The organism is Humibacter sp. RRB41, from assembly GCF_022761015.1.
Taxonomy (GTDB): Bacteria; Actinomycetota; Actinomycetes; order Actinomycetales; family Microbacteriaceae; genus Humibacter.
Genome location: NZ_JAKWJQ010000001.1, coordinates 655,471 through 669,656, shown reverse-complemented (window position 1 = coordinate 669,656; position 14,186 = coordinate 655,471). Strand labels below are relative to the sequence as shown.

The 14,186-nt window shown below is 66.4% G+C and carries 15 protein-coding genes; 5 read left to right on the top strand and 10 right to left on the bottom strand.

All coding sequences use genetic code 11. From position 1 onward, the window contains the following. Window positions 1-3: 3 nt before the first annotated feature. The 4 genes from MJ603_RS03270 to MJ603_RS03255 form a co-directional block, all read right to left on the bottom strand. Window positions 4-2,145 carry an acetate--CoA ligase family protein gene (locus MJ603_RS03270; RefSeq protein WP_243062222.1) on the bottom strand — a complete coding sequence of 714 codons (2,142 nt, stop codon included), beginning with the start codon at window positions 2,143-2,145 and terminating at the stop codon, window positions 4-6. A gap of 48 nt (window positions 2,146-2,193) precedes the next feature. Beyond that, the gene (locus MJ603_RS03265; RefSeq protein WP_243062221.1) at window positions 2,194-3,366 is read right to left on the bottom strand and encodes an acyl-CoA dehydrogenase family protein; all 1,173 of its coding nucleotides are present in this window, start codon (window positions 3,364-3,366) and stop codon (window positions 2,194-2,196) included. A 72-nt stretch (window positions 3,367-3,438) separates the two neighbouring features. Beyond that, complete coding sequence (locus MJ603_RS03260) at window positions 3,439-4,200, bottom strand: SDR family NAD(P)-dependent oxidoreductase (protein WP_374230801.1); 762 nt, start codon at window positions 4,198-4,200, stop codon at window positions 3,439-3,441. A gap of 321 nt (window positions 4,201-4,521) precedes the next feature. Further along, window positions 4,522-5,145 carry a TetR/AcrR family transcriptional regulator gene (locus tag MJ603_RS03255; protein ID WP_243062220.1) on the bottom strand — a complete coding sequence of 208 codons (624 nt, stop codon included), beginning with the start codon at window positions 5,143-5,145 and terminating at the stop codon, window positions 4,522-4,524. A 250-nt stretch (window positions 5,146-5,395) separates the two neighbouring features. Between MJ603_RS03255 and MJ603_RS03250 the strand changes: the two genes are divergently transcribed. The 5 genes from MJ603_RS03250 (at window position 5,396) to MJ603_RS03230 (ending at window position 10,770) form a co-directional block, all read left to right on the top strand. Then, window positions 5,396-6,313 carry an MBL fold metallo-hydrolase gene (locus MJ603_RS03250; RefSeq protein ID WP_243062219.1) on the top strand — a complete coding sequence of 306 codons (918 nt, stop codon included), beginning with the start codon at window positions 5,396-5,398 and terminating at the stop codon, window positions 6,311-6,313. 46 nt (window positions 6,314-6,359) lie between these two features. After that, entirely contained in the window at window positions 6,360-6,809 is a 450-nt protein-coding gene (locus MJ603_RS03245) for a Zn-ribbon domain-containing OB-fold protein (RefSeq protein ID WP_243062218.1), read from the top strand. Between the two features lie 2 nt (window positions 6,810-6,811). Then, window positions 6,812-7,975, top strand: a complete 1,164-nt coding sequence (locus tag MJ603_RS03240) for a hypothetical protein (protein WP_243062217.1) — start codon at window positions 6,812-6,814, stop codon at window positions 7,973-7,975. A 457-nt stretch (window positions 7,976-8,432) separates the two neighbouring features. Then, window positions 8,433-9,893: an MFS transporter gene (locus tag MJ603_RS03235; RefSeq protein WP_243062216.1), complete on the top strand. Its 1,461-nt coding sequence runs from the start codon at window positions 8,433-8,435 to the stop codon at window positions 9,891-9,893. A 250-nt stretch (window positions 9,894-10,143) separates the two neighbouring features. After that, window positions 10,144-10,770 (top strand): biotin transporter BioY, encoded by a 627-nt coding sequence (locus MJ603_RS03230; RefSeq protein ID WP_243062215.1) that lies wholly within the window; start codon window positions 10,144-10,146, stop codon window positions 10,768-10,770. Between the two features lie 59 nt (window positions 10,771-10,829). Here the strand turns inward: MJ603_RS03230 and MJ603_RS03225 are convergent, their stop codons facing one another. The 6 genes from MJ603_RS03225 to folP form a co-directional block, all read right to left on the bottom strand. Continuing rightward, window positions 10,830-11,234: a VOC family protein gene (locus tag MJ603_RS03225; RefSeq protein ID WP_243062214.1), complete on the bottom strand. Its 405-nt coding sequence runs from the start codon at window positions 11,232-11,234 to the stop codon at window positions 10,830-10,832. Between the two features lie 10 nt (window positions 11,235-11,244). After that, window positions 11,245-11,703 (bottom strand): helix-turn-helix transcriptional regulator, encoded by a 459-nt coding sequence (locus MJ603_RS03220; RefSeq protein WP_243062213.1) that lies wholly within the window; start codon window positions 11,701-11,703, stop codon window positions 11,245-11,247. A gap of 271 nt (window positions 11,704-11,974) precedes the next feature. Beyond that, window positions 11,975-12,451, bottom strand: coding sequence for a DUF3180 domain-containing protein (locus tag MJ603_RS03215; protein WP_243062212.1), 477 nt, complete (start codon window positions 12,449-12,451; stop codon window positions 11,975-11,977). After that, entirely contained in the window at window positions 12,448-12,987 is a 540-nt protein-coding gene (folK, locus tag MJ603_RS03210; RefSeq protein ID WP_243062211.1) for a 2-amino-4-hydroxy-6-hydroxymethyldihydropteridine diphosphokinase, read from the bottom strand. Before folK ends, MJ603_RS03215 begins: the two co-directional genes overlap by 4 nt. Next, window positions 12,984-13,370 (bottom strand): dihydroneopterin aldolase, encoded by a 387-nt coding sequence (folB, locus tag MJ603_RS03205; RefSeq protein WP_243062210.1) that lies wholly within the window; start codon window positions 13,368-13,370, stop codon window positions 12,984-12,986. Before folB ends, folK begins: the two co-directional genes overlap by 4 nt. Then, on the bottom strand, window positions 13,367-14,185 hold the full coding sequence (folP, locus tag MJ603_RS03200; RefSeq protein WP_243062209.1) for a dihydropteroate synthase: 819 nt from the start codon (window positions 14,183-14,185) through the stop codon (window positions 13,367-13,369). The genes folB and folP overlap by 4 nt, the downstream gene beginning before the upstream one ends. Window position 14,186 lies beyond the last annotated feature (1 nt).

Genomic DNA, 14,186 nt, shown 5'->3' with positions numbered 1-14,186 from the left:
CCTCTACCTCCAGGTGATCAGCGCGTCGAGCGCTTCGATGTCGGATCCGCGCACGAGCAGCGGGTTCACCTCGAGCGACTCGAGACGGTCGCCAAGCCGCTCGACGACGTTCGCGATGCGCACGACCACGTCGGCAACGGCATCCAGATCTGCCGCCTCGGTGCCACGTGCACCAGCGAGCAGCTTTGCGCCGCGCAGGGAACCGAGGCCGGCCTTGACCTGCTCGCGGTTCACAGGCAGCAGATGCAGGGTCGAGTCCTTCAGCACTTCCACCCACACACCCCCGAGCCCGACGGCCAGCACCATGCCCCATTTGGGGTCGCGCACCGCCCCGACGATCAGCTCGACGCCTCCGGAGCGCTGCGGCTGAACGAGGGCAGCAGGGTCGGCTGCTTCCGCGCCCCGGCCGGCGGCGATGACGGCGTCGAACGCGCGACGCACGGCGTCCGCGTCATGGAGATCGAGCTTGACGCCACCGATGTCGCTCTTGTGCTCGATCTCGTCCGCCGACAGCTTCACCACGACCGGGTAGCCGACGCGATCGGCCGCCTCGGCCGCTTCGTCGGCGCTGTGCACGAGCTCGTTCTTCACCATCGGGATGCCGTGCTCTGCCAGCAGCGCTGTCGCCCTTCGCTCGGCGAACGTCTCGCCGGGCGCCGCGTCGACGATGATCGGGCTGTCGTCTGCAACGGCCTCCTCTCGCCTGCCGATCGCCGCCCGATACCGCTCCGACCATGCGATCGCCCGGCCGAGTGCTGTCAGTCCGTGATGGATACCGCCGACCACGCCGGGGAATCCGCTCGCGTCGGCGACCCGGCGGCCGATCGGCGTGATATCGGTGATCGTGTTCGAGACGACGATGACCGGCTTCGACGTCTGCGAGAGCGCCGCGGCCTGCGCCGTGTACCTGGCGATCGCCACGTCGACGTCGGCAGGGGTGTCGTGCGGCAGGTCGGAGACGTAGACGATCTGATCGATGTTCGGGTCATCCTGAACAGCGCTCAACGCCTTGATGGCCAGTTGATCGTCGATCAAAATGTAACCGGTCACGTCGATCGGATTGTGCACGCTCGCGAAGTCGGGCAGCACCCGGCGCAGCTTTTCCTCCGTCGCTGCTGAGAACTCCGGAATCTCGATCCCCTCGTCTTCTGCACGGTCGGAGATGACCTCGCAGGCGCCGCCGGACGGCGTCACGAAGCCGACCCTCCTGCCGGGCAGTGGGCCGGTGTGCGAGAGCAGATCTGAGGTCACGATGAGGTCCTCGAGCGAGTCCACCCTGATCACGGCGCTCTGCCTGAAGACCGCGTCGATCACACCGTCGTCGCCGACCAGCGAACCCGTGTGCGCCTTGGCGACCCGCGCTCCGCCTGCGCTGCGGCCCACCTTGAGCGCGACGATGGGCTTGCCGGCGGCGAGCGCCCGCTTGGCGACGTCGATGAAGTCCTCAGGATGCCTGATCGACTCGATGAAGAGCGTGATCACCTTGGTCGCCTCGTCCTCGACCAGGTAGCGCATCACATCGGTCATCGAGATCATCGACTCGTTTCCCATCGACACCAACAGGCTGAGGCCCGCGTTGCGCGTCTGAGCGAGCTGGATGACCGCGCTCGCCAGGGCGCCGCTCTGCAGCACGACCCCGATCGACCCCTTGCGCAGCGGCTCGGTGATCGGCAGCCCGTACGGTGTGATGCCGGATGCCACGTTGACGTATCCGTTGCCGTTGGGGCCGAGCACCGTGATGCCGCGATCGGAGGCGAGGTCGGTCAGCCGCCGTTCCAGCTGCGCGCCCTCCTCACCCACCTCGCCGAAGCCCGAGGTGAGCACGACCGCGGTCGGGATGCCGGCATCCGCGATCTTCTCCATCACCTCGAGCACGGCAGTGGTCGGCACCATCACGAAGGCCATGTCGACGGTCTCCGGCAGGTCGGCGATGTTCGCGTACGACTGCTGTCCGTGCACGACGACGCCGCGCGGGTTGACCAGATACACGGAACCCTGGAATCCACCGTCCAGCAGGTTCTTGTAGATCGACATCGACCAGTGCGATTTGTCGGTGGCGCCGATCAGTGCGATCGACTTCGGGTTGAAGAGCTGGGTCACGTCGTCGACTGTGACACCTGGGAGCAGGGCTTCGGTGGCCGTCATGAATCCTCCTTGATCGGTTCAGGCCGCGAACGTGTGGGGTGGGGTGGTTCAGCCGCCGATGTCGCTCACCTTCGCGTAGCCCTTGATGAGGTTCCGGGCGATGGTGCGCTTCTGAATCTCGTCGGTGCCCTCGAAGATGCGCAGCAGTCGCAGCTCGCGGTACCAGCGCTCGATCGGCAACTCCTTCGTGTAACCCATGCCGCCGTGGATCTGCAGCACCCTGTCGACGACCTTGTTCGCCATCACCGACCCGGTGAGCTTGGCGATGGATGCCGCATGCCGGTTGTCCTTGTTGTTCTCCAGCAACCATGCCGCGTACAGGGTCAGCCACTTGGCCTGCTCGATCTCGATGTGCGAGTCGGCGATGTGCCACTGGATCGCCTGGTAGTCGGCGATCACGTGACCCATCGACTGACGGTTCTTGGCGTGCTCGATCGCCATCTCCAGCAGTCGCTCTGCTGCGCCGATCGCGCCGGACGGGATCAGATAGCGTCCGTTGCCGATCCACTGCATCGCCAGTTTGAAGCCCCAGCCGACCTCGCCGAGCACGTTCTTGCCCGGCACCCGAACGTTGTCGAAGTTGAGCGCTGCTGGGCCCCACTCGCCCATCGTCGCGATCGGCTGCGACGTCCAGCCCATCTCACGGTCGACCAGGAAGCACGTGATGCCGCCTTCGGCGCCCTTCTCCGGATCGGTGACGGCGAACACCATGACGAAGTCGGCCTCGTTGCCGTTCGTGATGAAGATCTTCTCGCCGGTGATGATCCAGTCGTCGCCGTCGTGCACGGCGCGCGTGCGGATGTTCGCGGCATCCGACCCGGCGCCCGGCTCTGTGATCGCGAAACAACTGCGGCGCTCGCCGTTGATCGTCGGGATCAGGTACTCCTTCTTCTGCTCCTCGTTGCCGCCGTACAGGATGTTGTCGGCCGTGCCCCCGAAGCGGAACGGCACGAAGGTGCGCCCGCCCTCCATGGCGACGATCGAGGTCATGACGGCTCCGAGATCGGTGCCGCCGTACTCCTCCGGTGTTCCGATGCCCCAGAAGCCGGCAGCCTTCGCCTTGTTCTGCAGGTCTTTCAGCTGACCGGGTTCGAGTGCTGGCAGGCCCTGTCGCTCGTTGCGCAGCACCTGCGGTTCGAACGGCATGACCTCCTTTTCGATGAAGTCGCGCACGGTGTCGCGCACCATCCGCTGTTCGTCCGAGAGTGAGAAGTCGATCATTGCAATGTCTCCACGTGAGTTGTGTTGGGATGTGGTGAGTTCAGGTGTGGGCTTGGCCGCTGGATGCCGGCGTCAGCCGACGGGGCCGCCCGCCACGTAGATGACCTGGCCGGAGACGTACGAGGCGTCCTCGCTCACCAGGAACGAGATGACACCGGCGATGTCCTCCGGCCGGCCGACGCGGCGCACCGGGATGCGCTCCGATGCGGCCTTCTGCATCTGCTCGAAGTCGACGCCGGTGCGTTCGGCTGTCGATCGGGTCATGTCGGTGGCGATGAATCCGGGCGCGACGGCATTGACGTTGATGCCGAACGGGCCGAGTTCGATGGCCAGCGCCTTGGTGAAGCCCTGCATGCCGGCCTTCGCCGCCGAATAGTTGGCCTGGCCGCGATTACCGGTGGCTGAGGTGCTCGACAGGTTCACGATCTTGCCCCAGCGGCCCGGCACCATCTGCGCTTGCGCCGCGCGCGACCAGAGGAACGCTCCGCGCAGGTGGACCCCGAGCACGGTGTCCCAGTCGCTGGCGCTCATCTTGAACACGAGATTGTCGCGCAGCACGCCCGCGTTGTTCACCAGCACGCCGATGTCTCCGAGTTCCGACTGCACACGCGCTGCCGCAGCGAGCACCGATTCCTCGTCCCGAACGTCGCAGGCCACGCCGATCGCTCGCCCGCCGGCCGCCTCGATCTCGGCGACCGTCGCGACCGTCGCCTCGTCGCTGATGTCGACGACGGCGACCGCCGCTCCATCGGATGCCAGCCGCACCGCGGTCCGACCCCCGATTCCGCGTCCCGCGCCGGTGACGACGGCGACCTTTCCATCCAGCTGTGACACGAGCCCTCCATTGGGTGAGTGATCCGATCGGATGTCCGAACGAGCGCTGCGCCTGCCGCCGCCGCCGGACACTGCCGACATGAGGACCGACCTTCGTCGGAACCATCGACGTCCGTGTACGTCCGCAGAACTGAATCTCGTTCTAGAACCTGGTTCACACCATATGAGCGCGCTCGTGTCTCGTCAAGCTCCGATCCGAGCTTCGAACCGAGCACCGCCCCGGCGCCCGCACCGAAGGGGGACGATGGGTCGCCGAGCAGCGAGATGCTGCGCGCCCGAGCTGCAACCGGCCGGCCGGGCCGACGGCATCCATGGCTTCGGTCAGAGGCTCGCGATGCTGCGCACGATCGAGATCGCCTCGTCGATGAGTGTGTCGATCTCCGACGGGCTCTCCACCGAGGCGATGGCGCGTTCGCCCTCCACCACCGTCGAGATGAGGATGCGCACCTTCAGCCGGCTCACCGGGGTGTCCTCCAGGCCGAGCAGCGTGGTGTTGTTCTTCATCCACTCGGCTCCGACCCTGCGCCCCAGCGTGTCGTACCCGGGAGGGCCGTCACCGCCGCGGAACAGCAGCGTGAGGCGCGATGCCCCGCGCGCCACCTCGAGATACGCGCGCGTTCCGGCGATGAACAGCTCGATCGGATCACTGACGCCGGAGTGCCGTGCGTCGGCCACCGCCGTGGTCGCCGCCTCGGTGTACACGGTCTCGAACTCGTCCCAGAGCGCGAGGAAGAGATCCGCCTTGCCGTTGAAGTGGTGGTAGACGCTGCCGACGCTCAGGCCGGAGCGTTCGACGATGTGCGCGATGTTGGCATCGGCGTAGCCCTCTTCGATGAAGACGTCTCGTGCGGCGTCCAGGATCACCCTGCGGGTCTGCTGGGTTCGACCCCACTGACGCGCCGGCTTGTCCGTTGCAGCGTTCGCCGCTGCGATGGATTCGGTCACGTCGCCCCCTTCCGAACGTTCTGCTTTCGGGCCGAGCTTGCCACACCTCGGGCACGGACTCGTGAATGCTGCGTCTTGCGACCGAGGTGATGGCCGTGTTAGAACTTCATTCTAGAATCTGGTTTGGATCTCCGACGATCACCACACGAGGGTGCGAGGCGGGATCGCAGGCAGGCGGTAGCAGTCAGGCGGTAGCGCTCAGGCGGGCTCTACGGATCGTCAGCAGGTATTCGGCACAGAGAGGTCAACGATGACGATCGATTCGACGGTGGAATGGCCGCCGGCGCCCAGCGTCGGTCGCCTCGTCACGCCGAATGTCACGCACCTGCTGGCACCGAACGCGAGCTCCTGGACCTACGAGGGCACGAACTCGTGGATCATCGCCGCAGGCGACGAGAGCATCATCGTCGACCCCGGAATCGAGAACGCCGCGCACCTCGAAGCACTGCGCAGACAGGGAACGCTCGACGGCCGGACCGTCTCCGCCGTGCTGCTCACCCACGACCATCCCGACCACAGCGACGGTGCGCGCACGCTCGCAGACTCGCTCGGCACCCGCGTGATCGGCATGTCACCTCGATTCGCCGACGATCTCCTGAAGGAGGGCGACGTGCTCACGGTCGGTGGTCTGCCGGTCTCGGTGCTGCACACGCCAGGTCACAGCGACGACTCGATTTGCCTCTGGGTGCCATCGGACACCGGGTGCGGGCGCGGCGCCCTGCTCACGGGCGACACCGTGCTCGGAGGGCGCTCATCCGGCGTGATGGGCAAGCTCGGCGATCTGCTCGCCTCACTCCAGCGACTGCGCGAGTTCGCGGGCGATCACGAGACGACCGGGCTACCGGGCCACGGACCGATAGTGACCGATCTGGTCGGGGAGACATCCGTCGTGATCGATGTTCGATCCAGGCGCATCGACCAGGTACGTGAGTTCATCGCCGACGGAGACACAACGGTGCTCGAACTCATTCAACGGTTGTATCCGCAGTTGCGCGGCTCGCGTTCGATGTTCGCCGCATCAACCGTGATCTCGACCATCGACTATCTCATCGGACTCGACGGCGAAAAGGGAATAGCGGATGCCGCACAGCGCGCCGATATCACCGCAGACGTCGACAAATACAAGCAGGCGATGGCCGCTCGAACGCGCGAAACACGAACGCGATAGCGCCATCGGCGCGGACTCGAACTGATACCCACGAAAAGGAGCGAATGTGTCGCAAGGGCCAGTACCGGTACCCACTCCGGAAACCCTTCAGTTCTGGGAAGGCACGGCGGTCGGAGAGCTTCGCATTCAGCGGTGCAATTCCTGCGAGAAGTTCTACTTCTACCCCCGCCCTTATTGCCCGAAATGCAATTCCGACAATGTCGAATGGCGTGTCGTCTCCGGTAAAGGCTCGCTCGCGTCGTACAACATCAATTACCGCCCGTTCCCGATGTTCGGCACGGAAGAACCGCAGGTGATCGCCTTGGTCGAACTCGACGAAGGCGTGCGCCTCATGACGAACGTCGTCGGCATCGAGCCGGTGCCCGAGAATCTGCCACTCGGCCTTCGCGTGCAGGTCGCGTTCGAGCCGAGAGGCGACCAGTTCCTGCCCGTCTTCACGCCCGACACCGCGGCCACGATCGCAGCCGCGGCATCCGCCCTCGAGACGAGGGCCTGAGCATGACGACGCCCAGCATGCACGGTGGCAACATCGCCATCGTCGGCGCAGCCGAAACCGATCGCATCGGCAAGGTGCCGGATGTATCGATGATCCACCTGCACACCAATGCGGCGCGTCGCGCGATCGCCGACGCCGGAATCGACATCTCGGAGATCGACGGAGTCGCCACCGCGGGACCGACGGCCATCGAGCTCGCCGACATGCTCGGCCTCCGTCCGCGCTGGGCCGATGGCACGATGCTCGGCGGCTGCAGCTTCATGGCACTCGTTCGACACGCATCGGCAGCGATCGCATCCGGCGCCGCGAACGTCGTGCTCGTCACGCACGGGGAGTCCGGCCGCTCCCGCACCGGAGTGCCGCACTACGCGCCATCTCCGTCGTCGATGGGCGGACAATTCGAGCAGCCGTACGGCGCGCTTGCGCCATACTCGTCGTTCACCACGCCGGTGCTCGCGTTCATGGCCTCCCGCGGTTTCACACGCGAGGACCTGGCAGAGGTCGTGGTCTCGCAGCGGTTGTGGGCCATTCCGAACGAACGAGCGCAACGTCGCGACCCGATCGACGTGGCGGGTGTACTCGCCGCGCCACCCGTCGCCTACCCGTTCACGCGTGACATGTGCTGTGTGGTGACGGATGCCGGTGGAGCCCTCGTGCTGATGAGCGCGGAACGCGCGCGCGATCTCCCTTCGGCCGACCGCGCCGTCTACGTACTCGGTTCCGGCGAGGGAACGGAGAGCGTGATCGTCTCGCAGATGGACGATCTGGAGAGCTTCGGGCCGTTCCGCCGTGGCGCGAAGGAGGCCTTCGAGACAGCCGGCGTGACGCACGACGACATCGACCACCTGATGTTCTACGACGCGTTCGCGCACCTGCCGTTGTACATGCTCGAAGACACCGGGTTCGTCGGCAAGGGCGAATCGGCGGAGTTCTTCCGCGAGGGCCACACCAGGCCGGGCGGAGACCTTCCGATGAACACTCAGGGCGGCGGCCTCTCCTACACGCACAGCGGCATGTACGGAATGTTCGCCATCCAGGAGGCCGTGCGTCAGTTGCGCGGCGAAGCCGTCGTGCAGGTGCCCGACGTGCACACCAGTTTCGTGCAAGGCGTCGGCATGATGTTCGGCGCGGGAGGGAGCCTCGTTCTGTCCAACGAGCGACCGTGACAGTCACGGCCGAATGGAACCCGTTCACCGGTCGCTCTCGATCTCGGACGAATTGAAAATGCAATTCATTCGCCCTTATCGATGACGTGCATTCATAGTGGAATCACGCCGTGCGAAGACGCCGGCGCAATCAGTCGTGCGCGTCTTTCGAATGAATTCATTTCTTTTCACGAATCCCACGAAATATGTATACAAAGCGCATCGTCGCCTGTACGGTTCTAATAACTCGAGCCCCGATGCCGAATTAAAGACGCTGAGCGGATGAAGACATGGTCGTCTGAATCCCAGGGTTCATCCGATCACGATCGCGCAGGGCGACGAGGCCCCTTGGTCGAACCTGTCCTCAGCGCGCTCTCTTATAACAGGGCAGGAAATGAACAGCACATCTGTAGCGCAATTATCGGCCGGCAGAATTGAGCTGCGACTTGCGAGGCTTCACATTCGCCCGGTCACAGCAGTGGCCGTCGTCGCAGCCTTGATCGTCCTCGTCGGGGACAGCCAAGCACTGGCGCTCATCCCCCTTTTGGGCGTGATGAGCGAGGAGTTCCACCTCACGGCATCGCAGGCGACAGTGGTTCTGGCGATCCTCGGCATCGTGGGAGCCGGCGCTCTCCCGGTGCTCACGCGATTGGCCGAGAGAGTGAGCCTGAGACGGTTTCTCCTCCTCGGCGTCGCAATGACCACCCTCGGCAACGTGCTGTGCGCTCTGGCGCCCGGCTTCACCCTTCTGCTGATCGGTCGCATCGTCCTCGGGCTCAGCGCCGCGATCCCGATCTCGCTCGCTCTCGTGCGGGAGAAGTCGACGGATGCCCATGGCACCAACCGTGGTCTCGGGCTCGTCACGGCCGCGGTCGGCGTTGGCGTCGCCTTCTCGTTCCTCCTCGGGGGAACGGTGCTTCAGCTTCAGGGCAGCGTGCACACGGTGTTCTGGGTGATGGCCGTCCTCGCCGCACTCACCTTCGTGGTCGGCTGGATCCTGGTTCCCGACTACAGGGTCCAGTCGCGGACGCGCATCGATTACCTGGGCGCCGCGCTCCTCATCGTGGGACTCACGTTGATCGCCGTCGCCATCAGCTACGCCAGCGAGTGGGGCAGCGGTGCGGTGCTGGCGCTTGTGATCGGATTCGTCGCCATGGGCGGCTGGGTCTGGTGGGAACTCTCCGTGAGCTCACCGATGATCGATCTGCGTCGAACCTTCCGTCGCTCGGCCGTTCCCGCGTACTTCGCCGCCGGCCTCTTCGCCGCCGTCGCGATCATCTCGAACCTCGCCGTCACCAGCTACGCGGAGTTCACACCGGTGCCGGGTGTGCCCGAACTCGACTACGGATACGGCTACATCGTGCTGATGGCTTCGCTGTTCCTGATGCCGACGGCGTTCTTCATTCTCTTCGGCGGCTTCTTCGTCGGTCGCGTGATCACCCGTATCGGCATCAAGACGTCGTTCTTCATCGCCGGCGCTCTCACGGTGGTCGGCTTCACGTTCATGGCCCTCGGCCACTCGGAGATCTGGCAGAACGCGGTGGGCATGGGCATCTGGGGCATCGCCTACGCTCTCGGCAGCACCACAGCGAACGCGGCCTTCCTGCACGCGGCGAAAGACAGCGAGGCTTCGCTGTTCTCGGCGGCGGCGACGACCGTGACCGGCACCATCGGATCTCTGGCGGCGCCGGTCTTCACTGCCGTGCTCTACGCCACGGCCGTGGTCGTGCCGGTGAACGGGGCGAAGGTGTCGGTTCCGACGGCGCAGTCGTACACCAACCTGTGGTGGGTCCTTGCCGCCGCCGGTGTGGTCATGCTGCTGATGGCAGTGCTGCACAAGACGGTGCAATACCAGGGCGGAACCGAGCCGCAGACCGTCATCGCGCCCGACGCCACGACAGGTGCGCCGACTGCTGAGGTCCTTCCCGAGGAACGCTGAACGGGCAAAGCACAGATCTGGCATCGTTCGCCAAGGGCGGTGGTCGCATCACGAGAGCGGCCGCCGCCCTTGGTGTATTCCGCCAAACAATGCACCGATCGAATGTCACCGCTGCACAGCAAGCCCGTCTGAGGTCCCGGTCTAGTGTGAGATCGACGTTGCGCACCGAGCAGCTCGGTGTTCACCGGAACCCACGCTTCGATCGCAACACCACCACCCTCTGGACCACGCCCACCGAACGGAGACCACCGTGTCGACAGCAGCATCCGCCCCCACACAGCGCCTCGTGCCGACCCTGGCCGATCGCGTCGTGCCTCGTAACGCGATCACGAACGCCATTCTGATCCTGGCCGGCACCGCGCTCATCGCGGTCTCCGCGCAGATCTCCGTGCCGCTCTGGCCGGTGCCGGTCACCGGGCAGACGCTCGCCGTGCTGCTGGTCGGCGCGAGCCTCGGCGCCTGGCGCGGAATCGTGTCGACAACGCTCTACATGCTGCTCGGGCTCGCCGGCCTGCCGATCTTCGCCGACTTCACCGGTGGACCGGCCTCGGTGCTCACACCGAGCTTCGGGTTCGTGATCGGGTTCATCTTCTCGGCCGCGCTGATCGGATGGCTGTCGGAGCGCGCCTGGGACAGGCATCCGCTGCTCGCGTCTGCCGGCTTCCTCGCCGCCAGCATCGTGCCGTTCCTGTTCGGTCTGCCGTATCTCGCGATCGTGCTGGGCAACCTCGGCCTGCCGAACGACTTCGCGGCCGTGATGGCCGCCGGATTCACGCCGTTCATCCTCGGCGGCATCATCAAGTGGGCGATCGCCGCAGCACTGCTGCCGATCGCATGGACGCTGGTGCGTCGCGCCGACCGCAAGCCCCGCGGCTGAGCACGCCCGGCCCGCTCCGCCCACCGACGAACCGCGGCCTGTCCTCCAGGCGTGGCGCCCTAGGCCTGGGCGATGCGCACCATGTTGCCTGCAGGGTCACGCACTGCGAAGTCGCGCACACCCCAGAACTGCTCGGTCGGCTCCTGCACGACCTCGGCCCCGAACGCCGCTGACACCTTCTCGAACGTCGCGTCGAGGTCGTCCGAGCGGAACTGCACCATCTGCAACTCGCCCTTGGCGAGCAGGGCCGCGACGGCATCGCCGTTCTCCTCCGAGCGTCCAGCGTGCGGCTGCTCGAGAACGATCTCGACCTCGGGCTGGCTGTCGGTGACGAGGGTGATCCAGCGGAAGCCGCCATTGGCGACCTCGCTGCGCACGGTCAGACCGAGCGTGTCGCGGTAGAACACGAGGGCGGCATCCGGATCGTCGACCACGATGTGCACGCCGCTGAGTGAAGTTGTCATGACTGCAACGCTAGGCGCGGGATGCCGCCGGCGCTTCTCCGAAACTGCTCACTTGGGTGCCGGACTCGTTGCGCGTGATGCGGGGCCTGGTCAGCACCATGACCTGGCACGGCGAGAACATCTTCAACGCGTCGTGATTGCGCGCCCGGTAGTCCGTCGGACTCTCGCCGACGAGCTCAGTGAACTTGCTGGAGAACGAGCCGAGGCTGGTGCATCCGACGGCGAAACAGACATCCGTCACGCTGAGCTCGGTCGATCGCAACATGGCCTTCGCGCGTTCGATGCGCCGTGTCATCAGGTAGGAGTACGGCGTCTCGGAGTACGTCTCCTTGAACCTGCGGCTGAAGTGCGCCTGCGACATCAGCGCCGTGCTCGCGAGCGCCTCGACGTCGAGCGGCTCGGCGTATTCGCGGTCCATCCGATCGCGGGCACGACGGAGTCGGCGGAGTTCCCCGAGATCGACCGGCATGCCATCCAGTTTGCACCGAGGACGCCGACGGTCGCGCACTTCTGCAGGAGATACGAGGCGAGGCGGCCATGGTGTGGACGTCGCGCGGTATGTCCTGAAGAGCGGCCTGGGCGAACCGGAAACGCGGCGACACCACGCAGCGACACCACGCGGCCGCACCAGCGCGCACCGTTTTCACAGGCTGCGCGGGCGGTCCGGGCACGAAGCACGGCAGAGGGGGACAGTGCTGATGAACGTTAGAGGTGAGCGAGCGTCAGCGCGGCGCACCGCTTCAGCGGGCCGGGGCGTGATCGGGCGACTGCTCCTTCTCGTCGTCCGAGGGCGGCAGCGCGCAGAACGACTCCGCGATGAGCCCGCCGACGAGCAGGATGACCGCACTCACCGCCGCGATCACGCTCAGCCAGGTCGAACTGGGCGACGTCACCGGGCGCGTCAGCACGTAGACCACGATGCCGATGCCGGTACCGGTGAGCAGCCCGCCGACGAAGCTGCACGCCTTGGCGAGCACGGCGATGCGCATCGCACGGAACGGATCGACGTGCACCCTCACCTTGCTGCGCACGGCGCGTCTGATCGGAATGGCTAGCAGCACCACGATGACCCCGATCGCGATCAACGTGACCGACAGCGAGATGGGCGGGATGAGCATCGACGTACCGGCGGCGACCAACGCGATCTCGAGCAGGTATCCGATCGCGATGCCGATGACACCGAGCACGATGAGGGCGGTGGGTCCTGTGCGTCTCACGAGGCACCTCCCGCCGGCGTGGCATCGGATGCCCGCAGCCGCGCCAGCAGCGCATCGACGCGTCCCAGCTCCGGCAGCTCGGCATCCGGGTCGACCTCGAGCCACGGGGCGAGCACGAACTCCCGCTCGGATACCCGCGGATGCGGCAGCTGCAACTCGTCGTCGTGCACCTGTCTGCCACCCATCGCGATGAGGTCGAGGTCGAGCGTGCGGTCGCCCCAGCGTTCGACGCGCACGCGGCCATGGGCATCCTCGATGCGGTGCAGCTCGGCGAGCAACCCGTGCGGATCGAGCGCCGTCGAGATGAGCGCGACGCCGTTCAGGTAACGCGGCGCATCCTCGTCGACGCCGTCGAGGCGCACGGCGGCGGTCTCGATGAAGGGCGAGACGGCATCCAGTCGCACCCCGGGCGTCGCGGCGAGGTCGTCGAGCGCCGCCTTCACGGTCGCCTCGCGGTCGCCGAGGTTGCTGCCGAACGCGACGACGGCCGGCTCCAGCGGACGCAGTCGTTGCTGCCGGGGCTTCACGGCGATCACGGGGTCACCACGCTCTCGTACCAGGTGCGGTCGCGCACCACCGTGACCGCGACGTCGCCGAAGGGCACGGAGATCGGGGCATCCGGCTTGTGCACGGTCACCTCGGTGCGCTCGGCGGGGAACGACAGTACGACGCGTGCCACGCGCTCCGCGACGGTCTCGATCAGGTCGACCGGATCGGATGTCACGGCATCCGTCACCGCTTCGGCCAGCTCGCCGTAGTGCACGGTCGCTGCGAGCTCGTCGCCGCGCGCCGCCGGGCCGAGGTCGAGCCACGCGGTCACGTCGATCACGAAGTCCTGCCCCTGCTCGCGCTCGAACTCGAAGACACCGTGATGTGCGCGCACGCGCAGGCCGGTCAGGGTGATCCGGTCGCCGCTCATCGATCCATCTTCTCGTGTCGAGCCTCTTCGGCGGTGCCCTTCTCCCAGGAGCGAACGACATCGAGCGCGATGCGCGTCGACACGACGTCGTGCACGCGCACGCCCCACGCGCCGTCGCGGGCGGCCAGCGCCGTGATGACGGCCGTCGGCAGATCGCGGTCCTGAATGGATGCTCCCTGCGGCATCAACTCTCCGAGGAACCTCTTGCGCGACGCAGCGACCAGCACGGGCAGCCCCACCGCCTCGAACTCGCGCAGGTGGTGCAGCACGTCCCAGTTGTGGTCGGCGTTCTTCGCGAATCCGAGCCCGGGGTCGATGATGATCCGCTCGGCCCCGACACCCTGCGCTTCGAGTGCGTCGACGCGGCGCAGCAGCTCGTCGCGAACGTCGTGGGCGGCATCCTCGTACGTGGCGAGATCGTTCATGTGGTCGCTGTGCCCGCGCCAGTGCATCACCACGTAGTGCACCCCGCGCTCGGCGATGAGTGGCGCCATGGCCGGATCGGCCAGCCCGCCCGACACGTCGTTCACGATCTGCGCTCCGGCGTCGACGGCGGCCTTGGCGGTCTCGCTGTTCATGGTGTCGATGCTGACGCGGATGCCCCGCGCAGCCAGCTCGCTGACCACCGGCAGCACGCGCCCCAGCTCTGCAGGTACGGGAACACGTTCGGCGCCGGGTCTTGTCGACTCCCCTCCGACGTCCACGATGTCTGCGCCCTGCCTGGCGAGCTCGACGCCGTGGGCGATGGCGGCATCCGTCGACGCCCAGCGTCCACCGTCGCTGAACGAGTCGGGCGTCACATTGAGGACGCCCATG

Coding starts and splice junctions, on each gene's coding strand:
- MJ603_RS03270 (WP_243062222.1), bottom strand. CDS start 2,145: ATGACGGCCACCGAAGCCCTGCTCCCAGGTGTCACAGTCGACGACGTG.
- MJ603_RS03265 (WP_243062221.1), bottom strand. CDS start 3,366: ATGATCGACTTCTCACTCTCGGACGAACAGCGGATGGTGCGCGACACC.
- MJ603_RS03250 (WP_243062219.1), top strand. CDS start 5,396: ATGACGATCGATTCGACGGTGGAATGGCCGCCGGCGCCCAGCGTCGGT.
- MJ603_RS03240 (WP_243062217.1), top strand. CDS start 6,812: ATGACGACGCCCAGCATGCACGGTGGCAACATCGCCATCGTCGGCGCA.
- MJ603_RS03225 (WP_243062214.1), bottom strand. CDS start 11,234: ATGACAACTTCACTCAGCGGCGTGCACATCGTGGTCGACGATCCGGAT.
- MJ603_RS03220 (WP_243062213.1), bottom strand. CDS start 11,703: ATGCCGGTCGATCTCGGGGAACTCCGCCGACTCCGTCGTGCCCGCGAT.
- folB (WP_243062210.1), bottom strand. CDS start 13,370: ATGAGCGGCGACCGGATCACCCTGACCGGCCTGCGCGTGCGCGCACAT.
- folP (WP_243062209.1), bottom strand. CDS start 14,185: ATGGGCGTCCTCAATGTGACGCCCGACTCGTTCAGCGACGGTGGACGC.